The sequence below is a fragment of the Pseudomonas monteilii genome (assembly GCA_001534745.1).
In the GTDB taxonomy this organism is placed as follows: domain Bacteria; phylum Pseudomonadota; class Gammaproteobacteria; order Pseudomonadales; family Pseudomonadaceae; genus Aquipseudomonas; species Aquipseudomonas alabamensis.
Window position 1 is genome coordinate 1080529 of sequence record CP013997.1, and the last position, 25038, is coordinate 1105566.

Below are 25038 nucleotides of genomic sequence, written 5' to 3' on the forward strand. Positions count from 1 at the left end.
GAGGTCAATGAGCGGGCCCAGCGTACCGGATCGGTACGCGTCCGCACAGCAAGGAGAAGGCAGTGAGCAGGGTACGAGTGGCCTGCCTGGCCGACGATCGGGGCGGGCCAGCCGCACGGTCGTCAGCTGACAGGCCACAGCGCTTCACTGCCTGTGTTCTTCCATCCGGTTGCCGCCGTGGATGCCTTCAACAAGGTTACCGCCATGGATGCCATCGATCAGATTGCCGCCGTGAATGCCATCGATCAGGTTACCCCCGTGGATGCCATCGCGGGGCCTTGTATCGACCATGACCAATGGGACCGTGACAGGAGCGATGTCGGGCCAGGCAACGGGCACCTGTTCATCGTTGATCAGCAACAGGTTGCCTTCGCACGCGATGCTGACCTGAATGCTCAAGCTGCCCTTGGGATCCACTGCGCGCGGATCGTAGTGCAGAACGAGCGAAGCGGGCGGCGTGCCCACGCACCGTATCGTCTGACGCGCGAGCGTGACGGCCGCGGCGTCAGCGCGTGCATGATCTTCGAGGGCATAGGTCATGAGCGCGCCTTGGGGCAGATGCAGCGATGCTGGATAGACCAGGTTGAGGGTGAGCTGGCTGAGTGTGTATTCCATGGTGAAACTCCTGATATGAATGTGGCTCCACGCGCCTGGGCCTGAGCAGACAGAGGCAGGCTGTGGTTACGGGTGTGTCTGGCTCGGCGTCATGGTTTGCGGCGTGGTTTGCGCAGCGTCAGCGCGGACAGGTCGGGCACGGCGTTCAGGTCGATGTCCCTCAGCACGGTGCCGGCGTATAGCTGGGTCCGGTCAAGGCTGTACAGGCCAATGTGCAGTTTGCAGCGGCTGTCGGATGGCAATGCGGCAAGGTCCACCGTTAGCGCGAACGTCGCCTGGTCACCTTCCAGGTAGGCGGAGTGCTCGGCGATGTTGCTCGAGTAGCGATTGCTGTAGCCATCCTCCTGAATCAGCAACAAGGTGCAGTCCAGATAAGCTTGTGCCTGACGCAATTCGGCGGGAATCGACACGCCGCCCTCGAGCACGACGAACGAGCCAGGTTGCGGAGCAGCAGCCTCGGGCGCAGTGTCCGTAGGGTTCAGCACCAGATCGAAAGACTGGGCCTGGCCCAGTTGTTCGAGCGCATACGTGTCCAGGAACTGGGCGATGATCGCCTCTTCACCCAGGCCGACCGTGCAGCGGGCTTCCAGTGTGAAGGTCGTGAAACGCTGTGCTGCCGTCGGATCTAGGGTCAGCGTGAAAGGCGCGGGGGCGCCGGTGCATTGGCCGCCGCAGGTGCCCAACAGTTGATGATCATCGCCCTGGTGGCCGATCAACGAGACGAACAGGCGTGGCGCGCCGTCGTCGAGCGAGGGTAGGGCGGGAGGGCTGAGCGTGCCGGTAAGAGACAGGGTCATGGGGGACTCCAGACAGTGGGTGAGAATCGATGCAGCGCACCGATCCTGCGCGTCCCGCCCCCTCTGGATGAAGCCTGAAACGCTACCCTGCGTCGACGCCGCTCACCGTGTCGGTGTTCGACGTGACCTGACGGATCGACAGGCGCAGTTCGGCCGACAGCACGCGCTTGGCCACGCCCTCGGCCAACTCGCCCAGGCGGGCGGGATAGCTTAGCCGGCCCTGTTCGTCGGCGCGCACCACGCCTTCGCGCAGCAGGGTCTGGATGAAGTGCCGGAACAGGCTCTTGTCGAAGAACTCCGGTGCGTTCAGCCCGTGCAGGATCGACAGGCGCTGGGCCATCGTCACGCACAGGCCTTCCAGGGTTTCGGCGGTCAGGCGGCGTTGGCCATTGTCCAGCAACAGCGACGTGGCCATGTAGAAGCGCTGCAGGGTCTGCGTGATCGCCCGCGCCAGCAGGGTCAGCAGGACGAACTGGCGCGAGCTGGGCGCCGGGCGCAGGTACACGCCGTTCTCCTGGCGCAGCAGCCCCTGCGCGACCAGGGCATCGAGCCACTGATCGATGACCGCCTCGAGCTGGTCGGGCGACCAGCGCAGGAACAGCTCCGCCTGCAGGTAGGGGTACAGGGCCCCGGCGTAGGTGCCGATCTGCTGGCGATTCATGCGCGAGCTGCTCATGAAGAAGCTCGCCAGCAAGCCTGGCAGGGCGAAGATGTGCAGGACGTTGTTGCGGTACCAGGTCATCAGCACCGCGTTGGCCTCTTCCAGGTAGAGGATGCGGCCCAGCGCGTCGCTCTGCTCCGACAGCAGGCCCATGCCCTTGACGTGTTCGATCAGGGCCAGACCATCGCCCTCGGGCAGGGTCGAATGGGGGGAGTAGGGCACCTGCCGCAGCAACGCCAGGTAGGTGTCGAGCACCCGCCGCAGGGCGCGCTCGTCGAGGGCCAGGCGGCTGGTGGACAGCAGCGCCAGCGCCACCAGGTTGACCGGGTTGATCGCTGCGGCCTCGTTCAGGTGCTGGGCCACGGTATCGCCCAGGCGGGTGGTCACCGCGTTAAGCCACTCCGGCCGGGCCTCGGGCGCGTCGGTCCAGGTCCGCCAATCCGGACGCTGCTGGTCGAGGAACTCGGCCAGCCGAATGGGTTCGCCGAAGTTGACCGCCACCTGGCCGTAGCGCTGGCGCAGCGCGCCGATGACCTTGAAGATGTCGAAGATCGATTCCTTCTTCTTGCTGGCGCCGCGCAGCTCGCCCAGGTAGGTCCGCCCTTCGAGCACGCGTTCGTAGCCGATGTACACCGGCACGAAGACGATCGGGGTGCGCGACGAGCGCAGGAAGCTGCGCAGGGTGATGGCCAGCATGCCGGGACGCGGTTGCAGCATGCGACCGGTCCGCGAGCGCCCGCCCTCGACGAAATACTCGACCGGAAAGCCCTTGGTGAACAGCGTGTGCAGGTATTCGTTGAACACGGCGGCGTACAGCGGGTTGCCCTTGAAGGTACGCCGCATGAAGAACGCACCGCCGCGACGCAGCAGGTTGCCGACCACCGGCATGTTCAGGTTGATGCCGGCCGCGATGTGCGGAGGCGTCAGGCCATTGCGGAACAGCAGGTAGGACAGCAGCAGGTAGTCGATGTGGCTGCGGTGGCAGGGGACATAGATGATCTCGTGCCCCGGCGCGAGGTCCTGCACCTGCTCGATGTGATTGACCTTGATGCCGTCGTAGATCTTGTTCCAGAACCAGCTGAGCACCACCTCCAGGAAGCGGATGACGGTGTAGGTGTAGTCCGATGCGATCTCGTTGGCATAGCGCAAGGCCTGGGCCTCGGCCTTGGCCAGCGGGATGGCGTCGCGCGCCGCCTGCTCGGCGATCGCCTGACGCACCAGCTCGGCGTGCAGCAAGCCTTTGACCAGGTGGCGGCGGTGCGAGATGTCCGGTCCGATCACGGCCGTCTTGAGGTTGCGCAGGTGGACCCGCAGCAGGCGCTGCGCCAGGCGCACGGTGCGCTCGGGCCCCTTGCCCTGGGCCACCAGGGCGCGCACCCGCAAGGGTTCGGAGAACTGCACCCGGGTCTTGCGGCCCAGCACCAGGATGGTCAGCAACCGGCGCAGGCGTCCGGTCACCGCCCAGCTGTCGGCGAACAGCAGCTTCCAGGGGCTCGACTCGCTGTCCGGCGACTGGCCCCAGAACACGCTGACCGGAATGATCTGCACATCCGTTTCGGCCTGCTCGCTCAGCGTCTCGACGATGCGCCGCAGGGCCGGTGGCGCGCCACGCTTGTCGCGGCGCCCGAGCCAGTCGGCTTCCGGTGTCAGGTAGAAGAATGCCGCAGGCTCCTGGTGATGCCCCACCGTCACGGACACCACCGGGCGTGGCAGACCGGCCTTGACGCACTCACGGTCGAGCACTGCCAGGTCGCTCGCCGAGGGCGAAGGCAGCGCATAGACCACCGGGCAGGTGGGATCGGGCTTGAGCCCTGGCGACGACGGGTTGATGGTCTCGGAGCGCACCCACAGGTACAGCACGCGGCGCAGGGCGCCGAACATCAGGCGACGCAGGGGAGAACGGGTCATCGGGGGCAGGGCTCTGGCTGGACGGGGTGAAGGGGTGTACGAGCCCTCAGTCTGCCGGATCCGTCAGTGTTCGGCAAAAGTCCGTGACAGGGTTTTTTGGATACATGATGCGAAATCCGGTCCGTAGCTTGCAGGAAACTTCTTTGAGTCGTGTAGGCCTTGCAGGAGCCGCAGGGCTGCGATGCTCGTCAAAAACAAAAGATCAGGAGTGGTACCGATGTCGTCTCGTGAAACTGGAAGCGTGAAGTGGTTCAACGATGCCAAGGGCTATGGCTTCATTCAGCGGGAAGGGGGCGCGGACGTCTTCGTCCATTTCCGGGCCATTCGGGGTGAAGGGCACCGTACCCTGCTCGAAGGTCAGCGGGTGGAATACGCCCTGGTCGAAGGCCAGAAGGGCCTCCAGGCCGAGGACGTCCTGGGCCTGTGAAGCACCGTCGGGCCGCGCCCCACAAGGCGTGGCCCGATGCGCAGGACGCCGGACGGCAGGACGTGGTCAGGCAGGCTGCCACGCCAGGACGGTCAGGTCCGCCAGGTGATTTCCTGCTCGCCATCGGCGCTGATGCGCACCCAGCGGTCGGCATCTTCTTCGCCTTCTTCTTCCACCCAGCTGCCCGGTGCGCAACGCACTTCCACCTGCAGCGCGGCGTACACGGCGTGGGCGCAGGCGATGTCGTCCTCCCATGGGGTCTGGTCACTTTCCAACAGCAGGCTGTTCCATTTCCCTACAGCATTGGGTACCCAGGTGACCGGAATGTTACCGGCACGGCACTTCCAGGTCTGGCCCTGCTGTTGCCAGGCCGAGCATTGACCCAGCGCCTGCTCAAGCCAGGTGGTCACCTGATGGCGGGAAACGTCGCTGTCCTTGAGGTAGATCTCGATATCGGGTTGGCGCATCAAAGGGGCTCCAGGTGTGCTCAGTCTTGGCGCACGAAATAGTCATAGCGCATGGAAACGGTGACGTCGAACGGTTCGGGCTGGTCGATCACCTGCGCGCGCCGTTCGGCGCTGGCGCGCCAGCCATGGGGCGTCATTGCCAGCAGGTCAGCGCGCGCCTGGGGTTCGGCCAGTGACAGGCGGAAGGTCAGGGTTTCGCTGTGGGCATGCTGCATCGACGCCGGGACCAACGCCAGGTGCTTGTCGTCGGCATACGGGCGAACCTCGTCGTAGAGCACCTGGCGCAGCTCCATCAGGTGATCGCGGGTCGGGCCGACCCGCATCAGGCCGCCCCCGGGGCTCAGCAGGCGCAGAGCCTCCTGCCAGTCGAGCGGGCTGAAGACGCTGGCGATGAACTGGCAGCTGGCATCGGCCAGTGGCACCCGCGCCATGCTGGCGACCAGCCAGGTGACCTCGGTGGCGCGTCGGCAGGCACGCTTGACCGCTTCGCGGGAGATGTCCAGGGCATAGCCGTCGGCCTCAGGCAGGGCCTGGGCAATCTGCGCGGTGTAGTAGCCTTCGCCGCAGCCGATGTCCAGCCAGGTGGCCGGGTGGCGCTCGGCCGCCAGCTCGGCCAGGCGCTGGGCCACTGGCGCATAGTGGCCGGCCTCGAGAAAGCCGCGACGGGCTTCGACCATCGCCTGGTTGTCGCCCGGGTCGCGGCTGTTCTTGTGCTGCACCGGCAGCAGGTTCAGGTAGCCCTGGCGCGCACGGTCGAAGCGGTGACCGGCCGCGCAGGCCACACCGTTGTCGAGGCGCGACAGGGGCGCATGGCACAGCGGACAGGCGAGCATCAGGCGAGCAACCTCACCAAGGTCTGGTAGTAGATTTCGGTGAGCAGGTCGAGGTCGCTGGCCAGGATACGCTCGTCGACCTGATGGATCGTGGCGTTGACCGGGCCCAGTTCGACCACCTGGGTGCCGAGCGTGGCGATGAAGCGCCCGTCCGAGGTGCCACCGCTGGTGGAGGGCTGGGTCTGGCGGCCGGTCACGGCGTGGATGCTGGCCGCCACGGCATCGAGCAGGTCACCTGGTTCGGTCAGGAACGGCAGGCCGGACAGCGACCAGTCGATCGACCAGTCCAGCTGGTGCGCATCGAGGATCGCCGCGACGCGCTGTTGCAGGCCTTCGACCGTCGACTCGGTGGAGAAGCGGAAGTTGAACAGCGCCGTCAGCTCGCCCGGCACCACGTTGGTGGCGCCGGTACCGGCACTGAGGTTGGAGATCTGGAAGCTGGTCGGCGGGAAGAACGCATTGCCGGCATCCCAATGCTCGGCGGCCAGTTCGGCCAGCGCAGGCGCGGCCAAGTGGATCGGGTTGCGCGCCAGGTGCGGGTAGGCCACGTGGCCCTGCTTGCCGCGCACCGTCAAGGTGGCACCGAGCGAGCCACGGCGGCCGTTCTTGACCACATCACCGAGCAGCGAGGTGCTGGACGGCTCGCCGACGATGCACCAGTCCAGGCGCTGCTGGCGGACGCGCAGGCGTTCGACCACGGCCTTGGTGCCATGGTCGGCCGGACCTTCCTCGTCGCTGGTGATCAGGAAGGCGACCTGCCCACGGTGGTCGGGGTAGTCGCGCACGAAACGTTCGCTGGCCACCACCATCGACGCCAGGCTGCCCTTCATGTCGGCGGCGCCCCGTCCGCACAGCATGCCCTGCTCGTCGATCAGCGCCTCGAAAGGCTGATGCGTCCAGGCCTGGAGCGGGCCGGTGGGGACCACGTCGGTGTGACCGGCGAAGCACAGCACCGGGCCGTCCTGGGTGCCATGGGTGGCCCAGAAGTTGTCGACGTCTTCGATGCGCATCGGCTCGAGCGCGAAGCCGACCTGTTCCAGGCGGCGCATCATCTGCGCCTGGCAATCGGCATCGACCGGGGTCACGGACGGACGGCGGATCAGGTCGCAGGCCAGTTGAAGGGTAGGCGAGAGGTCGGCTGAGGCCGTCATGGGTCACTCCAGGGGCAGGGCGAGGGGGCGAGGTGGTCGGCGTCATCATGCGGCCTCTGTGCGACAGGACCGCTCCCCTCCGAGCCATGAGGCCGACCGGTAGGAGCGGCCCCAGTGCCGCGATGGACCGCGCAGCGGTCCCAGAATCGACCAGACCCTGACGAACCGAAGCCACGCATAAAGCCCGTTATCTTATATCAAAGCCACGCCGAGGGCACGTCCGACACGACCGCGCGGTGGCCCCTGACTGCGCCGGATTTCGCACGCCACGACCCTCGACTCACGCGCCCTGCTCATGGGAAGCCCGCTCGGCCAGCGTTTCCCGCCGTGGCAGCGACGACAGAAACGCCATCACCAGCGCCGCCAGGTACGGCAGCGATTGCACCAGCAGCATCACCACCCAGAAGCGCATGTCCATGTTGGGCAGGCCCTGGACCAGGCAGATGCCTGCCGCCGCGCCCCACAACAGCAACAAGATGAACAGCTCCTCCCGGGCCTCGGCGATGGCCACCAGCACGCCATGGCTGTCGGCATGCTTGGGCGTGCGGATGAACGGCATGCTGCGGGTGAAGAACCCGTACAGCACCGCCTTGGCGATCGTGTGCGACAGCGCCAGGCCCGCCAGGGCCGCCGCGAAGGCGTCCTTCAGGTCAACGCCCACCGCCCGGCGGTAGAGGAAGATGATCTTGCCGACCTTGAAGCCGAACAGGGCCAGGGGTGGGATGGCGAACATCAGCAGGGGCGGATCGACCCGCTGCGGCACGATGATCATCGCCGCCGACCAGAGCAGCGCGCCGACGGTGAAGAAGATGTTCATGCCATCGGCCACCCAGGGCAGCCAGCCGGCCAGGAAGTGGTAGCGCTGTCCGCGGGTCAGCTCGCTGCCACGACCACGCAGCAGGGCGCCGGCGTGGTGCTTGATGATCTGGATGGCGCCGTAGGCCCAGCGGAAGCGCTGCTTCTTGAAGTCGATGAAGGTGTCCGGCATCAGCCCCTTGCCGTAGCTGTCGTGGGCGTAGGCGGCCGAATAGCCACGCTCGAACACCCGCAGGCCCAGCTCGGCGTCCTCGCAGATGCACCAGTCGGCCCAGCCCAGTTCGTCGAGCACCGAGCGGCGCGTCATGGTCATGGTGCCGTGCTGGATGATCGCGTTGCGCTCGTTGCGGGTGACCATGCCGATGTGGAAGAAACCTTTGTACTCACTGTAGCAGAGCGTCTTGAACAGGCTTTCGTGCTGGTCACGGTAGTCCTGGGGCGACTGCACCACGGCGATCTTCGGGTCGGCGAAGTGCGGCACCATGTGCTTGAGCCAGTTGCGATCGACGCAGTAGTCCGAGTCGATCACCGCGATCACCTCGGCATCCGGCGCGGTGAGCGGCAGCAGGTAGTTCAGCGCGCCGCCCTTGAACCCGGCGAGCGGCGACACGTGGAAGAACCGGAAACGCTCGCCGAGTCGCTCGCAATGCGCCTTGAGCGGTTCCCACACGGCCGGATCCTTGGTGTTGTTGTCGATCACCAGCACTTCGAAGTCCGGGTAATCCAGCGCGGCCAGGGCATCGAGGGTCTGCTTGACCATCTCTGGCGGCTCGTTGTAGCAGGGCACGTGCACCGACACCTTGGGCCGATACGCGCTGTCGGTGTGCACCGGCAGGAATTCCCGACGGCGCTTGTGGATCCAGACCGCCTCGGCCAGCTCGTGCGCTTCGGTCAGCAGCACGATGAACACGCCCAGCGCCCCCAGCCCCAGCAGAACGCCCACGGTCAGGCTGAACCAGGTGCTGTACTGCTGGCTATAGTCGTAGGCGATCCACACCAGCACCGAGCCGCACAGGAAGGCGATGAAGGTGAGGAAGGTACGCCCGCGCTGGCGCAGGGTCGAACCGTCGATCAGCAGCAGCGCCAGGGCCAGCAGGGCCAGCACCACCGAGGCCACGGCCAGGGCGCGCCACTGCGGGATCGCCACCACCGGGCCTTCGAAGTTGAATTTCTGTTGGCGCGCCGCATTGAACACGCCCCAGTACGCGCCCACCGACCCTTCGTCGCTGGCTTTCCAGGGCTGGTCGTAGGCTTCGATCACGAAGTAGTTGTAACCGCGCCGGTTGAGGGTGTTGACCAGGGTGCGCAGGTAGATGGCCTGGTCGGCCTGGGTCGCGTCGGCCCCGCCGCGCATGCGCCCGTTGCTCGGCCAGCCGACCTCGGACAGCAGCAGCGGCTTGCGCGGGAACTGCTGCTTGAGTTCGCGGGCGCGGTCGAGCACGAACTGCACCGAGTCCTGCATCGGCACGAATTCCCAGTACGGCAGGATGTGTGCGGCGATCAGGTCCACATGCCCGGCCAGCTCCGGGTGCGCCTTCCAGATGTGCCATTGCTCGCTGGTGGTGACCGGAACCTTGACGGCAGCGCGCACCCGGTCCAGGTAGGCGATCAACCCTTCCGGCGTGACCTCCTCGCGGAACAGCGCTTCGTTGCCGACCACCACGCGGATCACGCTGCGCGAGGTGTTGGCCAGTTCGATGGCGCGGGCGATCTCGCGCTCGTTGCGCTCCAGGTCCGGGCTGATCCAGATGCCCAGGGTCACCCGCAGGCCCATCTCCTCGGCCAGTCGGGGGATCTGCGCCTGACTGCCCTCGACGGTGTACAGACGGATGCTGTCGGTCAGCGTGCTCAGTTGCGCCAGGTCCTCGCGCAGCTCCTGCTCGCTGGGGTACTGGCCGCGCTGTGGACTTTCGTTCAGGCGAAACGGCGAGTACGAAAAACCCGAGATCTGCTCGGGCCAGGCGGGGGCGGACACGGGGCGATTGATCAAGGCCCAGAACCCGGTGAACAGGGCGGCGATGAGCAGCACCACGACCAGGTTGAGGCCGAATTTGCGTGATGACATAAGCGTGTGAGGTTCCAACGCCCGCGCCGACGAGGGCGTGGGCGGCTGTCCGAAGGTGAGGGTTCCGTCCTGCCGGGAGCACGGGCTTTTCCAGGTGAATAGTGGTTATTAAAGCAGGCTTGCGCGGATTAATCCCCTTGAAGGGACCGTCCAGGGCTTGCAGCGCTGTGCACCCGGTCTGCCGAGGGTTCGTCATCCGGCCAACTGCTTTATACTGCGCGCCGGTTTTTTCCAGGGTTTGGCGACATGAGCACAGAAGATCCACGCTTCGCCGGCATTGCCCGGCTGTATGGCGACGACGGCCTCGAGCGCCTGCGTCGCGCCCATGTCGGCGTGGTCGGCATCGGCGGGGTCGGCTCCTGGGTGGCCGAAGCCCTGGCGCGCAGCGGGGTGGGCGAGATCACCCTGTTCGACCTCGACGATGTCTGCGTCAGCAACACCAACCGCCAGGCCCACGCGCTCGAAGGGCAGGTGGGGCGGGCCAAGGTCGAGGTCATGGCCGAGCGGCTGCGCGCCATCAACCCGGCCTGCGTGGTCCATGCGGTGGCCGATTTCGTGACCCGCGACACCATGGTCGAGTACATCCACGAAGGCTTCGACGGCGTGGTCGACTGCATCGACAGCGTCAACGCCAAGGCGGCGCTGATCGCCTGGTGCCGGCGGCGCAAGATCGCCGTCGTCACCACCGGCGGTGCCGGCGGGCAGATCGATCCGACCCAGGTGCAGGTCGGTGACCTCAACAAGACCTTCAACGACCCGCTGGCGTCGCGGGTGCGCTCCACCCTGCGCCGCGACTACCAGTTCTCGCGCAACGTCAGCCGCAACTACGGGGTGCCGTGCGTGTTCTCCAGCGAGCAGCTGCGCTACCCCAAGGGCGATGGCAGCGTCTGCCTGCAGAAGAGCTTCGTCGGGGAAGGCGTGCGCCTGGACTGCTCCGGCGGTTTCGGCGCGGTGATGATGGTCACCGCGACCTTCGGCATGGTCGCCGCCAGCAAACTGGTGGAGAAACTGGTAGGCGGGGCGCGCCGACCTTCGGAACGTGCCGTGGCTCAGGCGCCTGCGGCCAGTTGAGCCATGCGCTGCAGCACGGCGTGCAGGCCGTTGCTGCGTGACGGCGTGAGCTGGCGCTCCAGGCCCAGCTGCGCGAACCAGCCGGGCAGGTCGACGCGGGCCAGTGCGTCCCGGTCGAGCCCCTGCACGCGCACCAGCAACACCGCCAGCAAGCCCTTGAGCAGCCGCGCCTCGCTGTCGGCCTGAAACTGCCAGTGCCCGTCGACAGCCTGCGCGGTCAGCCAGACCACGCTCTCGCAACCGTGGACGCGGTTGGCCTCCACCTTGTCGGCTTCATCCAGTGGCGGCAAGCGTTGGCCCCATTGCATCAGCAGGCGCGCGCGCTGCTCCCAGCCGTGGGCCTGCTCGAAAGCCTGCAAGGCCTCGCGGGCCGCGTTCGACAGGCTCATCGCAACAGCGCCAGGGCATGGTCGAAGGCGTCGAAGAACCGCGCCAGGTCGTCGCCATCGTTGTACAGGCCCAGCGACACGCGGATCGCGCCGCCCAGGCCAAGCTGCTCGAGCAGCGGCATGGCGCAATGATGCCCCGCGCGCACGGCGATGCCCTGTTCGGTCAGCAGGTGGGCGATGTCGGCCGTGTGCACGCCGTCGACCACGAAACTGGCCAGTGCCACCTGCGGATCGCCCAGCAGACGCACGCCTTCGCGGGCAACCAGACCCTCGCACAGGGCTCGGTGCAGCGCAGCCTCGTGGGCCGCCACCGCCGACAGGTCCAGGCCATTCAAATACGCCAGGGTCGCGCCCAGGCCGATCACCCCCGCCACCGGCGGCGTGCCTGCCTCGAATCCCAGGGGCGCGGGACGGAAACTCGCCTCGTGGTAGCCGGCCAGGTGGACCATCTCGCCACCGTACTGCCAATGCTTCAGATGGGCCAGCGCCGGCGTGCGGCCGTAGAGCACGCCCACGCCGTCCGGCCCATACAGCTTGTGGCTGGAGAACACGTAGAAATCGCAGCCCAACTGGTGCAGGTCGGGGCGGCCATGGACCACGCCCTGGGCCCCATCGACCACACTCAGCGCGCCTTGGGCGCGGGCATGCGCCAACAGGGGCGCCAGCGGCTGCCAGGTGCCCAGCACGTTGGACAGCTGGCTGACCGCCAGCAGCCGGGTCCGTGGGCCGATCAACTGCAGCGCCTGCTCCAGATCGATGCGGCCTTGGGCATCGATCGGCAGGATCACCAGGCGTAGGCCTCGGCGCCGTGCCAGCTGTTGCCACGGCAGCAGGTTGGCGTGGTGCTCCAGGGCGCTGACGGCGATCTCGTCACCGGCCTCGAAGCCATGTTCCAGGCCATAGGCGAGCAGGTTCAGCGCCGACGTGGCCCCGTGGGTGAAGATGAACTGCTGGGCCTCGCCAGCCCCCGTCCAGGCGGCCAGTGCACTGCGCGTCGCCTCGAACGCCTGGGTCGCCAGGGCGCCTGGCACGTGCTGGGCCCGATGCACATTGGCGGCGCCACCCCCGTAATAACGGGCGAGGGCGTCCAGCATGGCCTGGGGCTTCTGGGCGGTGGCCGCACTGTCCAGATAGGTCTGGTGCTGGCGGTGCAGGGCGGCGACGGCGGGGAAGTCGGCGCGCCAGGGGGAGGGCTGGAGCATGATGGTGGACCTGGAAAAGAAACGGGCCTGGCAGAAAGCCAGGCCCGATCTTATCACTTCAGGTCAGTGCAGGCCTCAGTTGTGGGCGTGCAGGGCCTCGTTCAGCTCGATGGCCGACTTGTGGGTCTTGCACTCGACCGCGCCGCTGACCGAGTTGCGACGGAACAGCAGGTCGGTCTGGCCCGCCAGATCGCGCGCCTTGACCACCTTGACCAGCTGGTTCTGCTCGTCCAGCAACTGCACCTTGGTGCCGGCGGTGATGTACAGGCCTGCCTCGACGGTGTTGCGATCGCCCAGCGGGATGCCGATACCGGCGTTGGCACCGATCAGGCAGCCTTCGCCGACGGTGATGACGATGTTGCCGCCACCGGACAGGGTGCCCATGGTCGAGCAGCCGCCGCCCAGGTCCGAACCCTTGCCGACGAACACGCCGGCCGAGACACGGCCTTCGATCATGCCCGGGCCTTCGGTGCCGGCGTTAAAGTTGACGAAGCCCTCGTGCATGATGGTGGTGCCTTCGCCGATGTAGGCGCCCAGGCGAACCCGCGCACTGTCGGCGATGCGCACACCGGCCGGGACCACGTAGTCGGTCATCTTCGGGAACTTGTCCACCGAGAACACTTCCAGCAGGTCGCCGCGCAGGCGTGCTTCGAGCTGCTGCTCGGCCAGTTCGGCCAGGTCGATGGCGCCCTGGCTGGTCCAGGCGATGTTCGGCAGCAGCGGGAAGATGCCGGCCAGGCTCACGCCATGGGGCTTGACCAGACGGTGCGAGAGCAGGTGCAGCTTCAGGTAGGCTTCCGGGGTCGAGGTCAGCGCGCCGTCCTCGGCCAGCAGGGTCGCCACCAGCGGCTTCTGGCTTTCCGCCAGGCGGGTCAGCAGGGCGGCCTGGGCAGCGTCGACCGAGCGCACGGCTTCGGCCAGTTGCGCCGCCTGGGTGGTGCTGATGGTGATGGCCTGGTTGCCGCCTTCGTAGCCGAGTACCGGGGCGATCGCCTCGACCAGGGCGCTGGAAGGGGCCACCAGAGGCAGCGCGTAGAAGACTTCCAGCCAGGTGCCCTGGCGGTTCTGGGTGCCGACGCCGAAGGCCAGGCTGAACAGGGTAGTGGACATGCAGTTACCTCTTGCGAATAAGGGAAAGCGGAAAATCAGGTCAGCGCAGCGGCATACCGGTCGGGCGCGAAGCCCACCAGCGTGCGTTCGCCCAAGTCCAGCACCGGGCGCTTGATCATCGAGGGCTGGGCCAGCATCAGGTCGATGGCCTTGGCCTGGTCGAGATCGGCCTTGCTGGCCTCGTCGAGCTTGCGGAAGGTGGTGCCGGCACGGTTCAGGACGATCTGCCAGCCATGCTCGTCGCACCAGCGCGCCAGGCTGTCACGGTCGATGCCTTGGGTCTTGTAGTCGTGGAAGGTGTAGGCGATGGCCTGCGCGTCGAGCCAGGTACGGGCCTTCTTCATGGTGTCGCAGGCTTTGATGCCGTAGAGAGTCGGGGTCATCGCGTGTCGGAGGCCATTACGCGGTTCGAACGGGCAGGAAGCGGTGCGGGGAGGCTGACCGACCGGAAGGGAACCGCAACGGGCTCTACCGTCTCCGAACGGTACAGGGCAACTCGACCGACCCCTGTCCGAGCCTGGGCGTGCCGCCTCGGTGCTCCTTGAACAGTGGACGGCCGATTATGCGTCATCGACGGCGCGGATGCCATGAGCGCGGCACCTGAGGCCCACGCCGTGGTCCATTGCAGGTCGTCGCGGTCGTCGACGCAGGCGGTGCAGGGGTACGACGTTGGTCGCACGGCCCTGCCTGGCCTTTCGCCCTACCATGGCGCCGCTCGCGCACACCGGCCGCCCTTGGCCCTCGCTCACACAGGACACATGCTCCAATGCAGTCAGCCTACACCGTGCTTATCCTGCTGACGCTGGTAAGTCTTTCCAAATTGCTGGTTCGCGTCGTTCCGCTGCCGCTGCCGTTGATCCAGATCGCCGCCGGGGCCTTGCTGGCCTGGCCAACCCTGGGCCTGCACGTGGCGCTGGACCCTGAACTGTTTCTCTTCCTGTTCCTGCCACCGCTGCTGTTCGTCGATGGCTGGCGCATTCCCAAGCGCGCCCTCTGGCGACTGCGCGGCCCCGTGGTCGGGTTGGCGGTCGGGCTGGTGCTGTTCACCGTCGTCGGCGCCGGGTACTTCATCCATTGGCTGCTGCCGAGCATTCCGCTGGCCGCCGCCTTCGCCCTGGCGGCGATTCTCTCGCCCACCGATGCGGTGGCCGTGTCGGCGATCACCCAGGACCGCTTGCCCAAGCCCTTGATGCACATGCTCCAGGGCGAGGCCCTGATGAACGATGCGTCGGGCCTGGTGACCTTCAAGTTCGCCCTGGCGGCCGCCATCACCGGGGCCTTCTCGCTGGCCGAGGCCAGCGTGACCTTCGTGCTGGTGGCCCTGGGCGGGCTGGCGGTGGGCGTGGCCCTGAGCTGGCTGATCGGGCGGCTGCGCATGTGGATGATCGGCCGGGGTTGGGACGATCCGGCCACCCACGTGGTGTTCATGCTGCTGCTGCCGTTCGCCGCCTATGTCCTGGCCGAGCGCCTGGGCGCCTCGGGCATCCTCTCGGCGGTGGCGGCCGGCATGATGCAGAGCTGGCTCGACTTGCTGCCGCGCCAGACCAGCACCCGGCTGCTCAACCGCAGTGTCTGGTCGCTGCTGGAGTTCGCCTTCAACGGGCTGATCTTCCTGCTGCTGGGCCTGCAGTTGCCCGATATCGTCAAGGCCGTGGCCAGCCACGAGACCTCGCTCTGGCCGACCCTGGCCTGGCGCTGCCTGGACGTGCTGGCGATCTTCGCCACCCTGGTGCTGCTGCGCTTCGTCTGGGTACAGAGCGTCTGGCGCATCATCGGACGGGTCCGTCACTGGCGCGGCAAGTCGGCCCTGGTGATGCTGCCGACCGCGCGCTCCTGCTGGCTGCTGACCCTGGGCGGTGTGCGCGGGGCGGTGACCTTGGCCGGTGTCATGTCGGTGCCGCTGCTGATCGGCGCCGACCAGGCCTTCCCTCAGCGCGACCTGCTGATCTTCATCGCCGCCGGGGTGATCCTGCTGTCGCTGGTCAGTGCCTGCATCGCCCTGCCGCTGCTGCTGCGCGGGGTCGACAAGAGCGCTGACGAGCGCATGGACCAGGAAGTGCAGGAGGCCTGGCGGCGGACGGCCGAAGCGGCCATCCATGCCCTGGAGGCCGAGGATCTGAGCGAAGCCGACGCGCCGCAGAACGCCGACCTGGCCACCCTCGCGGTCGAGCTCAAGGGGCGGCTGATGGCCGAATACCGTGATCAGCTCGAGCGCTACAACCACAGTGACGAAAGTCGTGCCCTGGCCGAGCGCATGGACCAGCTCGAGCGGCACCTGCGGCTCAAGGCCCTGCGTGCCCAGCGCCTGGAGCTTTACGCGCTGCACCGTCGGCACCAGGTCGGCAACGAGGTGGTCCGGCAGATCCTTGGCGAACTCGACCTGAGCGAGGCCAACCTGGCGCGCAACAAATGATCCGTCGCTTCAGCGCGGGTAGGCCAGGCGCATGAGCTGCTTGTCCTTCTCGCTGATGCGTGTGTTGATGCCGACCTCCCAGTCGCCCAGGGTCAGTTCCTGGGGCACTGGGTAATGCATGATCGAGTGACGGTCGTAGGGCACCTTGCGCACCCGCGGATTATCGATCTTGGCCAGCACCGACTCGTCGACCACGGCTTTGGAATGGCCCTTGGCGGCGTACCAGGCATAGACCTTCGGAATGTCCCAGGGGATGTCGGCGTCTGGATGCTGGTGCTCATGCTCGGCGCCCAGCGCATGGCCGAACTCATGGATGACGGTGCGCTCGAAGTTGTCCATGTCCGGGGTGACCCCGAGCACCATGGAGGCATCGGCGCTGGTCAGCGCATCGGTGCCGAACATTGAGTAGTTGAAGGTTGGCGACCCGCCGGTGAAGACCTTGATCTCGCTGTCGCTGTCATCCTCGACCAGCTCGAAACGCAGGTTCACGTAGGGCAGCCACTGGCAGGCCGCTTCGAAGATCGCCTGCTTGAGCGCAGCGTCCGGGTCATTGGTGAAGCTGATGCGCAAGGTACGGCCCGGCGCCCACAGCTTGTCGACATAGGCGATCGAGCGCTTCTTGCGCTGCCCGCCCGAAGCCGGGCCGGCGTTGGCCGGGTTTTCGGCGACGGCGACCTGGTAGGCAAGCAGCGGATCGAGGGGTTTGCGGCAGTGGCACAGCATCAGTTCCAGCATGGCGAGACTCCAGTGAGATAGAGCCCCGGAGTCTCGTGCCGTCTGGTGCGCGCTGCGCGTTAGATAATGCTGGGGCCGGTGGGCTCAGCGCGACAGAAAGTCGCGAATGCGCTCGGCCGCCTCGATGCATTCGGCCAGCGGGGCGACCAGGGCCATGCGCACGCGCCCGGCGCCTGGGTTGACGCCGTCCACCTCACGCGACAGGTACGAGCCGGGCACCACCGTCACATGCTCGGTCTCGAACAGGTCACGGGCGAAGGCGGCGTCGTCCCCGGGGACCTTGGCCCACAGGTAGAAGCTGCCGTCTGGACGCTGGACGTCGAGCACCGGCTGCAGGATGTCCAGGACCGCGTCGAACTTGGCGCGGTACTGGTCACGGTTGGCACGCACGTGCGCTTCGTCGCCCCAGGCCGCGATGCTGGCGCGCTGGGTCGGCACGGGCATGGCGCAGCCGTGGTAGGTGCGGTACAGCAGGAACGGCTTGAGGATGCGTGCATCACCGGCCACGAAACCCGAGCGCAGGCCCGGCAGGTTCGAGCGCTTGGACAGGCTGTGGAACACCACGCAGCGGTGGAAATCCTGGCGGCCCAGTTCGGCGCAGGCCGTCAGCAGGCCGGCCGGCGGGCTGTCTTCGTCGAAGTACAGTTCGCTGTAGCATTCGTCGGCGGCGATCACGAAATCGTGCTGGTCGGCCAGGGCGATCAGTTTCTTCAGGGTCTCCAGGGGGACCAGGGCGCCCGTCGGGTTGCCTGGCGAGCACAGGAAGAGGATCTGGCAGCGTTCCCAGATCTGCGCCGGCACGGCGTCGAAGTCGGGGTTGAAGCCATTGGCTTCCAGGCACGGCAGGTAATGGGGGGTGGCGCCGGCCAGCAGCGCTGCGCCTTCGTAGATCTGGTAGAACGGGTTGGGGCTCACCACCAGGCCATCGTCGGCCCGGTTGACCACGGCCTGGGTGAACGCGAACAGGGCCTCGCGCGTGCCGTTGACCGGCAGCACGTGACGCTCGGCGTCGAGCCAGCCGGCCGGCACGTCGAAGCGCCGTTCGCACCACTGCGCGATCGACTGGCGCAGCGCCGGCAGGCCGAGGGTGCTGGGGTACACCGCCAGATCACCGAGGTGGTCCGCCAGGGTCTGGGTGACGAAGGCCGGCGATTCGTGCTTCGGCTCGCCGATCGACAGGGCGATGGGCCGTTTGTCCGCCGCCGGTTTCACGCTGCCGAGCAGGGCGCGAAGTTTCTCGAACGGGTAGGGCTGAAGCTGGGTCAAGGCATGGTTCATCGGCGCAAGGTCTCGTCAATCGTCAAAAGGTGACACGGGTAGGGGTGCCATCGCTCTGCTGGCCTGCCTGCAACTGGCGCACGATCGCCTCCTGCAGGCGGCTGCACAGCTGCGGGTCGGACAGCGGCTGGTTGTCGGCATCAGTAATGAAGAACACGTCCTCGACCCGCTCGCCCAAGGTGGCGATCTTGGCGTTCTGCAGGGACAGATCGAACTCCAGGAAGATCCGGCCGATACGTGCCAGCAGCCCGGGACGGTCGGGAGCGGTCAGTTCGAGGACGGTCACCGGCCGTTGCGCGTCGTTGTGGATGGTCACCTGCGGGGCGAAGGTGAAGTGCTTGAGCTGGCGCGGCACCCGCCGCTGGATGATCGTCGGGTAGTCTTCGGGCGTGCGCAGCGCTTCGGTCAGCCCCTCGCGAATCTGGCGCACCCGCTGGGGGTCGTCGCCGATGGAGCCGCCATCGGTGTCCAGCACGATGTAGGTGTCGAGGGTGAACTGGCTGCTGGAGGTGATGATCCGGGCATCGTGGATGTTCAGGTTGAGCTGGGACATGGCCGCCACGGTCACGGCGAAGAAGTCGTGCTGGTCCGGCGCATAGATGAAGATCTGCGTGCCGCCCTCGAACTCGCGCTGGGTGGTTTCCTTGATCAGCACCAGGGGGCCGCCATCGGCCGGTTGCTGGAGAATGGCGTCGGTGTGCCAGGCGACGTCGGCGGAGGTGTGGCGCAGGAAGTAGTCGTCGCCCAGTTGCGACCAGAGCTGTTCGACATCGTCCGGGTCGGTGCCTTCGCGCACCAGGATGTCCAGCGCCGCGCTCTGGGTCTGGCGGATCAGCTCCTCACGGTCCAGCGGGTTTTCCAGGCCGCGGCGCAGGGCCCGCTTGGTCTCGGTGTAGAGCTGGCGCAGCAGGCTGGCACGCCAGGAATTCCACAGGCTCGGGTTGGTGGCGTTGATGTCGGCCACGGTGAGCACGTAGAGGTAGTCCAGGCGCGTCTCGTCGCCGACCAGCAGGGCGAAGTCGTTGATCACCTGGGGGTCGGACAGGTCCTTGCGCTGGGCCGTGGTGGACATGCTCAGGTGATGGCGCACCAGCCAGACGATCAGGCGGCTGTCCCAGGCCGGCAGGTGGTGACGCCGGCAGAACGCCTCGGCCTCTTCGGCCCCGATTTCCGAATGGTCGCCCTGACGGCCCTTGCCGATGTCGTGGTACAGGCCGGCCAGGTAGATCAGCTCCGGCTTGGGCAGGCGTCCCATCAGCTTGCTGGCCAGCGGGAATTTCTCCGACACCGGCGTGTACTGCAGCTTGCGCAGGTGCTTGATCAGGTTGAGCGTGTGCGCATCGACCGTGTAGATGTGGAACAGGTCGTGCTGCATCTGTCCGACGATGAAGCCGAATTCGGGTAGGTAGCGCCCGAGGATGCCGTAGCGGTTCATGCGGCGCAGGTTGCGATGGATGCCCACCTCGCACTTGAACAGCTCGATGAACAGGCTGGTGTTGCGGATGTCGTGGCGGAAGGTGTCGTCGATCAGGTGCCGGTGCTCGCGCAGCAGGCGCACGGTATCGGCACGCACCCCCTTGATCGCCGGGTGCTGGGCCATCAGCACGAAGATCTCCAGCATGGCGAACGGCGTGCGCTTGAACACCTGGGCGTTGACCGCCTCCAGGTAGCCGTCATGCAGGCGGAAGCGCGGGTTGAGCGGCTGGGTCGTGCCGTTGTCGTCGGCCAGGATCACCTCTTCAAAGTGCTGGATGATCAGGTCGCACAACTGGCTGATGCTCATCACCACCCGGTAGTACTGTTGCATGAACTGCTCGATGGCGCGCTTGGGGTTCTCGTCGCTGTAGCCGAGCAAGGTGGCGACGCTGCGCTGGTGATCGAACAGCAGGCGATCTTCGGCGCGTCCGGCGAGCATGTGCAGGGCATAGCGCACCTTCCACAGAAACGACTGGGACGAGGCCAGCAGCTCGTTCTCGCTCTCCAGCAGGAAACCTTCGCCGGCCAGGGCGTGCAGGTTCAGCGTGCCGTAATGGCGCCGGGCGACCCAGAGCACGGTCTGGATGTCGCGCAGGCCGCCGGGCGAGCCCTTGACGTTGGGCTCGAGGTTGTACTCGGTGTCGTTGTACTTGTGGTGGCGGGCCTGCAGCTCGGCGCGCTTGGCCAGGAAGAACGCCTTGCTCGGCCACATGTGCGCGGTGCCGGTGGCCTCGAGCATGCGCTTGCGCAGGGTTTCGGGGCCGGCGATGGTGCGGCTTTCCATGAGGTTGGTGATGACCGTGATGTCGGCACGCGCCTGCTCGGCGCATTCGGCGACGCTGCGCACGCTCTGGCCGACCTCCAGGCCAATGTCCCACAACAGGGTCAGCAGCCCCTCGATGGCGCCCCGGTAGCGCTCATGGTCGTCTTCGCCCAGCAGGATCAGCAGGTCGATGTCCGAGTAGGGGTGCAGTTCGCCGCGACCGTAGCCGCCCACGGCCACCAGGGCGATGCCGCCCGGTTCGCCCCAGTCGAACTGGTTCCAGGCCTGCTGCAGCAGGTTGTCGACGAGCCAGGCGCGGTCTTCGATCAGCCGGCGCACGTCGCGGCCGTCGCGAAAGCGCCGGTCGAGTACCTCGCCGGCCTGGCGCATGGCTTTCTTGAAGGCCGCGATGGGGCTGGCCTTGAGCGCCAGCTCGGCCTGGAACTGGCCGCGGTCGAACAGTTCGGGATCCACCTGGGGCATCGATCGGGTTCCTGTCTGGACAGCCGGCCTGGGGTCAGGCCGAGGTGCGCGGGAGGGTGTCGTCCTTGCGCAGGGTGAAGATCTCGTAGCCGGTGGCCGTCACCAGCAGCGTGTGCTCCCACTGCGCCGACAGCTTGCGATCCTTGGTGATCGCGGTCCAGCCATCGCCCAGCACCTTGGTGTCGGCCTTGCCCTGGTTGATCATCGGCTCGATGGTGAAGGTCATGCCTTCCTGGAGGATCATGCCGGTGCCGGCCTTGCCGTAGTGCAGGACCTGGGGCTCCTCGTGGAACACCTTGCCGATGCCGTGGCCGCAGAACTCGCGCACCACGGAGAAGCCGTTCTTCTCGGCGTGCTTCTGGATCACTTCGCCGATGTCGCCGAGGCGGCAGCCTGGACGCACCAGCTCGATGGCCTTGTACAGGCATTCCTGGGTGACCTGGGACAGGCGCTCGGCCCAAGGCGCGACGGTGCCGACGTGGAACATGCGGCTGGTATCGCCGTGGTAGCCGTCCTTGATCACGGTGACATCGATGTTGAGCGTGTCGCCGTCCTTGAGCGGCTTATCGCCCGGGATGCCGTGGCAGACCACGTGGTTGATCGAGGTGCAGATCGACTTGGGGAAGCCCTTGTAGTTCAGGGGCGCGGGGATGGCCTTCTGCACGTCGACGATATAGTCGTGGCACAGGCGATCGAGTTCCTCGGTGGTCACGCCAGGCTTGACGTGTGGCTCGATCATTTCGAGCACGTCGGCGGCCAGGCGGCCGGCGATCCGCATCTTTTCGATGTCTTCGGCGGTCTTGATGGTTACGGTCATTGCAGGCTCTCTACGGCGCCGCCAGGGCGCGAACGAACGGAAAACCGCGATTCTAGCAGACCTGGCCAGGTTTCTGGGCCTTCCGCCCGCGTGCCATGCCGTGTCCGCAGGCGCAAGGTTCTGGTTCCGTTCCCCCGTCGGCTGTGGTATAACATGCGCCGCTTTCGGGGACGACCCCGTCAGCCTGAACCCACACACGTGTCGGCACGATGGCCTGGGTGCCGCGAATCACTGGATTCGCGGTTGGTCATTGGGATGCGTGGAGGCCCAACCCGACTTATCAAGGAACAATCATGTCCCAAGTCAACATGCGCGATATGCTGAAGGCCGGTGTGCACTTCGGCCACCAGACCCGTTACTGGAACCCGAAGATGGGCAAGTACATCTTCGGCGCGCGCAACAAGATCCACATCATCAACCTGGAAAAAACCCTGCCGCTGTTCAACGACGCACTGTCGTTCGTAGAGCGTCTGGCCCAGGGCAAGAACAAGATCATGTTCGTCGGCACCAAGCGTTCCGCGGGCAAGATCGTCGCCGAGCAGGCAGCACGTTGCGGTTCGCCGTACGTCGACCACCGCTGGTTGGGCGGCATGCTGACCAACTACAAGACCATCCGCGCTTCGATCAAGCGTCTGCGTGACCTGGAAACCCAGGCCGAAGACGGCACGTTCACCAAGCTGACCAAGAAAGAAGCGCTGATGCGTTCGCGCGACCTGGAAAAGCTGGACCGTAGCCTGGGCGGCATCAAGGACATGGGCGGCCTGCCGGACGCACTGTTCGTGATCGACGTCGACCACGAGCGCATCGCCATCACCGAAGCCAACAAGCTGGGCATCCCGGTCATCGGCGTTGTCGATACCAACAGCAGCCCGGAAGGCGTTGACTACGTCATCCCAGGCAACGACGACGCCATCCGCGCCATCGAGCTGTACATGACTTCGATGGCCGACGCCATCATCCGCGGCCGCAACAACGTTGCTGGCGGCACCGAAGTCTACGCTGAAGAAGCGGCTGCACCGGCTGCCGAGTAAGAGACGCTAGCGTCGACTGGGCACGCGAAAAGGGGGCTATGCCCCCTTTTTGCCACCTTGAGATCCTGCTGTCGGCAACCGTGCCTTCCAGGCATGCAGGCGCTGACAGCGGATTGGCAGAATTGAACGCCCGTCATCGACGGGTGGAATGGTTGAAAAACTTTCCAAGAGGATTTTGAAATGGCAGCAATTACTGCAGCGCTGGTCAAAGAACTGCGCGAGCGTACCGGCGAAGGCATGATGGATTGCAAGAAAGCCCTGGAAAAGGCTGACGGCGACATCGAAAAAGCCATTGACGACATGCGTGCCTCGGGCGCCATCAAGGCCGCCAAGAAGGCTGGCAACGTCGCTGCCGAAGGCGCGATCGCCGTCAAGACCGACGGCAAGTCCGCCGTTCTGCTGGAAGTGAACTCGCAGACCGACTTCCTGGCCCTGCAAGACGACTTCAAGAACTTCGTGGCCGAAAGCCTCGAAGAAGCCTTCGCCCAGAAGCTGACCGACGCTGCGCCGCTGATCGCCTCGCGCGAAGCCGCTCGTGAAGCCCTGGTCGCCAAGTGCGGCGAAAACGTCAACATCCGCCGCCTGGTGCGCGTGGAAGGCGACGTCGTCGGTGCCTACCTGCACGGCAACAAGATCGGTGCTGTCGTCGTTCTGAAAGGCGGTGACGTCGAGCTGGCCAAGAACATCGCCATGCACGTCGCGGCGTCGAACCCGGAGTTCCTGGATTCGTCGGAAATCTCCGCCGAAGCCATCGAGCGCGAGAAGGGTGTCTTCCTGCAGCTCAACGCCGACAAGATCGCTGGCAAGCCAGAGAACATCGTCGAGAACATGATCAACGGCCGTATCACCAAGTTCAAGGCCGAAGCGTCGCTCAAAGAGCAGGCCTTCGTCATGAACCCGGAAGTCAAGGTCGGCGAACTGGCCAAGAAAGCCGGTGCTGAAATCGTTTCCTTCACCTACTTCAAGGTTGGCGAAGGCATCGAGAAGCCAGTCGACGACTTCGCTGCTGAAGTTGCCGCACAGGTCGCTGCCGCCAAGCAGTAAGACAGACCCGTCTGTCGCCCCGAAGAGGCTGCCCGCTCACGCGCGCAGCCTCTTTTTCAAAGCGCCTGCCGGTTTACCCTGCCGGCAGGCGTTGGCGCTGAAGCAGCGCCGCGCTACAGTCTTTGGCAGGCTGCATCCAGCCCGCTCTGAATTTTCTATACAACGCCGCAGGAGAGACTCGCAATGGCTCAGCAGGTGAGTGGTCGCCAACCTCGCTATAAACGCATTTTGCTCAAACTTAGCGGCGAGGCCCTGATGGGTTCGGAAGAGTTTGGCATCGACCCGAAGGTCCTGGACCGCATGGCCCTGGAAGTCGGGCAGCTGGTCGGCATCGGCGTCGAGGTCGGCCTGGTGATCGGCGGTGGCAACCTGTTCCGGGGTGCCGCGCTGAGTGCCGCCGGCATGGACCGCGTCACCGGTGACCACATGGGCATGCTGGCCACGGTCATGAACGCCCTGGCCATGCGCGACGCCCTGGAGCGTTCGAACATCTCGGCCATCGTCATGTCGGCGATTTCCATGGTGGGCGTGACCGATCATTACGATCGCCGCAAAGCCAATCGTCAACTGAAGTCCGGCGATGTGGTAATTTTCTCCGCCGGCACGGGCAACCCGTTCTTCACCACCGACTCCGCCGCCTGCCTGCGCGCCATCGAGATCGATGCCGACGTGGTGCTCAAGGCGACCAAGGTCGATGGCGTGTACACCGCCGACCCGTTCAAGGATCCGCACGCGGAGAAGTTCGATCGCCTGACCTACGACGAGGTGCTCGATCGCAAGCTCGGCGTCATGGACCTGACCGCGATCTGCCTGTGCCGTGACCACAAGATGCCATTGCGTGTCTTCAACATGAACAAGCCTGGCGCCCTGCTGAACATCGTGGTGGGTGGCGCCGAAGGAACCCTGATCGAGGAAGGCCAAGCATGATCAACGACATCAAGAAAGACGCCCAGGACCGCATGGGCAAGTCCCTCGAAGCCCTGGCACGCAACCTGGCGGCCATCCGTACCGGCCGTGCCCACCCCAGCATCCTGGACAGCGTCAAGGTTCCGGCCTGGGGCAGCGAGATGCCACTGAACCAGGTCGCCGCCGTCAGCGTCGAGGATGCGCGGACCCTGAAGATCGTCGCCCATGACAAGAACCTGAGCGCCGCGATCGAGAAGGCCATCCTGACCTCCGACCTGGGCCTGAACCCGTCCAGCGCCGGCACCACCATCCGTGTCCCGATGCCGGCCCTGACCGAAGAGACCCGCAAGGGCTACACCAAGCAGGCCAGCGGCGTCGCCGAGGATGCCAAGGTCGCCGTGCGCAACGTGCGTCGCGATGCCCTGGCCGACTTGAAGAAGCTGACCAAGGACAAGGAAATCAGCGAAGACGAAGAACGTCGCGCTGCTGACGAGATCCAGAAGCTGACCGACAAGTACGTCGCCGAAGTCGATGCCGCCTTCAAAGCCAAGGAAAAGGACCTGATGGCCGTTTAAGGCCA

General features: G+C 66.0%; 22 protein-coding genes. 7 read left to right on the top strand and 15 right to left on the bottom strand.

The features are described 5' to 3' along the window. Window positions 1–144: 144 nt before the first annotated feature. The 3 genes from APT63_04835 to APT63_04845 form a co-directional block, all read right to left on the bottom strand. Complete coding sequence (locus tag APT63_04835) at window positions 145–615, bottom strand: hypothetical protein (protein AMA45002.1); 471 nt, start codon at window positions 613–615, stop codon at window positions 145–147. 89 nt (window positions 616–704) lie between these two features. Beyond that, the gene (locus tag APT63_04840) at window positions 705–1412 is read right to left on the bottom strand and encodes a hypothetical protein (GenBank protein AMA45003.1); all 708 of its coding nucleotides are present in this window, start codon (window positions 1410–1412) and stop codon (window positions 705–707) included. Between the two features lie 82 nt (window positions 1413–1494). Further along, entirely contained in the window at window positions 1495–3981 is a 2487-nt protein-coding gene (locus tag APT63_04845; GenBank protein AMA45004.1) for a glycerol-3-phosphate 1-O-acyltransferase, read from the bottom strand. A 217-nt stretch (window positions 3982–4198) separates the two neighbouring features. Here APT63_04845 and APT63_04850 point away from each other — a divergent pair, with 217 nt between their 5' ends. Beyond that, complete coding sequence (locus APT63_04850) at window positions 4199–4408, top strand: cold shock domain protein CspD (protein ID AMA45005.1); 210 nt, start codon at window positions 4199–4201, stop codon at window positions 4406–4408. A gap of 92 nt (window positions 4409–4500) precedes the next feature. Here the strand turns inward: APT63_04850 and APT63_04855 are convergent, their stop codons facing one another. The 4 genes from APT63_04855 to APT63_04870 form a co-directional block, all read right to left on the bottom strand. Next, complete coding sequence (locus tag APT63_04855; protein ID AMA45006.1) at window positions 4501–4875, bottom strand: hypothetical protein; 375 nt, start codon at window positions 4873–4875, stop codon at window positions 4501–4503. 20 nt (window positions 4876–4895) lie between these two features. Beyond that, on the bottom strand, window positions 4896–5708 hold the full coding sequence (locus tag APT63_04860) for an SAM-dependent methyltransferase (GenBank protein ID AMA45007.1): 813 nt from the start codon (window positions 5706–5708) through the stop codon (window positions 4896–4898). Further along, window positions 5708–6859 (bottom strand): succinyl-diaminopimelate desuccinylase, encoded by a 1152-nt coding sequence (locus tag APT63_04865; protein AMA45008.1) that lies wholly within the window; start codon window positions 6857–6859, stop codon window positions 5708–5710. Before APT63_04865 ends, APT63_04860 begins: the two co-directional genes overlap by 1 nt. Window positions 6860–7139: 280 nt before the next feature. Next, window positions 7140–9740 carry a beta-(1-3)-glucosyl transferase gene (locus APT63_04870; GenBank protein AMA45009.1) on the bottom strand — a complete coding sequence of 867 codons (2601 nt, stop codon included), beginning with the start codon at window positions 9738–9740 and terminating at the stop codon, window positions 7140–7142. Window positions 9741–9986: 246 nt separating this feature from the next. Between APT63_04870 and APT63_04875 the strand changes: the two genes are divergently transcribed. Beyond that, window positions 9987–10811 (top strand): tRNA cyclic N6-threonylcarbamoyladenosine(37) synthase TcdA, encoded by an 825-nt coding sequence (locus APT63_04875; protein AMA45010.1) that lies wholly within the window; start codon window positions 9987–9989, stop codon window positions 10809–10811. Here the strand turns inward: APT63_04875 and APT63_04880 are convergent. From APT63_04880 to APT63_04895, 4 genes are all read right to left on the bottom strand, one after another. Further along, on the bottom strand, window positions 10790–11200 hold the full coding sequence (locus APT63_04880) for a Fe-S metabolism protein SufE (protein ID AMA45011.1): 411 nt from the start codon (window positions 11198–11200) through the stop codon (window positions 10790–10792). The genes APT63_04875 and APT63_04880 overlap by 22 nt on opposite strands. Next, a complete protein-coding gene (locus APT63_04885; GenBank protein ID AMA45012.1) occupies window positions 11197–12402 on the bottom strand; it encodes a cysteine sulfinate desulfinase in 1206 nt (401 codons plus the stop codon). The genes APT63_04880 and APT63_04885 overlap by 4 nt, the downstream gene beginning before the upstream one ends. 75 nt (window positions 12403–12477) lie before the next feature. Continuing rightward, window positions 12478–13512 carry a 2,3,4,5-tetrahydropyridine-2,6-dicarboxylate N-succinyltransferase gene (locus tag APT63_04890; protein ID AMA45013.1) on the bottom strand — a complete coding sequence of 345 codons (1035 nt, stop codon included), beginning with the start codon at window positions 13510–13512 and terminating at the stop codon, window positions 12478–12480. A gap of 35 nt (window positions 13513–13547) precedes the next feature. After that, window positions 13548–13895 carry an arsenate reductase gene (locus APT63_04895; protein ID AMA45014.1) on the bottom strand — a complete coding sequence of 116 codons (348 nt, stop codon included), beginning with the start codon at window positions 13893–13895 and terminating at the stop codon, window positions 13548–13550. Window positions 13896–14278: 383 nt separating this feature from the next. On the opposite strand from APT63_04895, the gene APT63_04900 reads away from it, so the two are divergent. Then, window positions 14279–15925 carry a sodium:proton antiporter gene (locus APT63_04900; protein AMA45015.1) on the top strand — a complete coding sequence of 549 codons (1647 nt, stop codon included), beginning with the start codon at window positions 14279–14281 and terminating at the stop codon, window positions 15923–15925. Window positions 15926–15934: 9 nt separating this feature from the next. Here the strand turns inward: APT63_04900 and APT63_04905 are convergent, their stop codons facing one another. The 4 genes from APT63_04905 to APT63_04920 all read right to left on the bottom strand — a co-directional run bounded on the left by APT63_04905 (window position 15935) and on the right by APT63_04920 (window position 21477). Beyond that, window positions 15935–16660 carry a hypothetical protein gene (locus APT63_04905; protein ID AMA45016.1) on the bottom strand — a complete coding sequence of 242 codons (726 nt, stop codon included), beginning with the start codon at window positions 16658–16660 and terminating at the stop codon, window positions 15935–15937. An 84-nt stretch (window positions 16661–16744) separates the two neighbouring features. Beyond that, window positions 16745–17938 (bottom strand): succinyldiaminopimelate transaminase, encoded by a 1194-nt coding sequence (locus tag APT63_04910; protein AMA45017.1) that lies wholly within the window; start codon window positions 17936–17938, stop codon window positions 16745–16747. 22 nt (window positions 17939–17960) lie between these two features. Further along, window positions 17961–20660: a [protein-PII] uridylyltransferase gene (gene glnD, locus APT63_04915; protein AMA45018.1), complete on the bottom strand. Its 2700-nt coding sequence runs from the start codon at window positions 20658–20660 to the stop codon at window positions 17961–17963. Between the two features lie 34 nt (window positions 20661–20694). Next, on the bottom strand, window positions 20695–21477 hold the full coding sequence (locus APT63_04920; GenBank protein AMA45019.1) for a methionine aminopeptidase: 783 nt from the start codon (window positions 21475–21477) through the stop codon (window positions 20695–20697). A 293-nt stretch (window positions 21478–21770) separates the two neighbouring features. On the opposite strand from APT63_04920, the gene APT63_04925 reads away from it, so the two are divergent. The 4 genes from APT63_04925 (at window position 21771) to APT63_04940 (ending at window position 25033) form a co-directional block, all read left to right on the top strand. Next, window positions 21771–22508, top strand: a complete 738-nt coding sequence (locus APT63_04925; GenBank protein AMA45020.1) for a 30S ribosomal protein S2 — start codon at window positions 21771–21773, stop codon at window positions 22506–22508. A gap of 180 nt (window positions 22509–22688) precedes the next feature. Further along, window positions 22689–23552 carry an elongation factor Ts gene (locus APT63_04930; protein AMA45021.1) on the top strand — a complete coding sequence of 288 codons (864 nt, stop codon included), beginning with the start codon at window positions 22689–22691 and terminating at the stop codon, window positions 23550–23552. 183 nt (window positions 23553–23735) lie between these two features. After that, window positions 23736–24479, top strand: coding sequence for a UMP kinase (locus APT63_04935; GenBank protein AMA45022.1), 744 nt, complete (start codon window positions 23736–23738; stop codon window positions 24477–24479). After that, the gene (locus APT63_04940) at window positions 24476–25033 is read left to right on the top strand and encodes a ribosome recycling factor (GenBank protein AMA45023.1); all 558 of its coding nucleotides are present in this window, start codon (window positions 24476–24478) and stop codon (window positions 25031–25033) included. Before APT63_04935 ends, APT63_04940 begins: the two co-directional genes overlap by 4 nt. The last annotated feature ends 5 nt before the right edge of the window (window positions 25034–25038 follow it).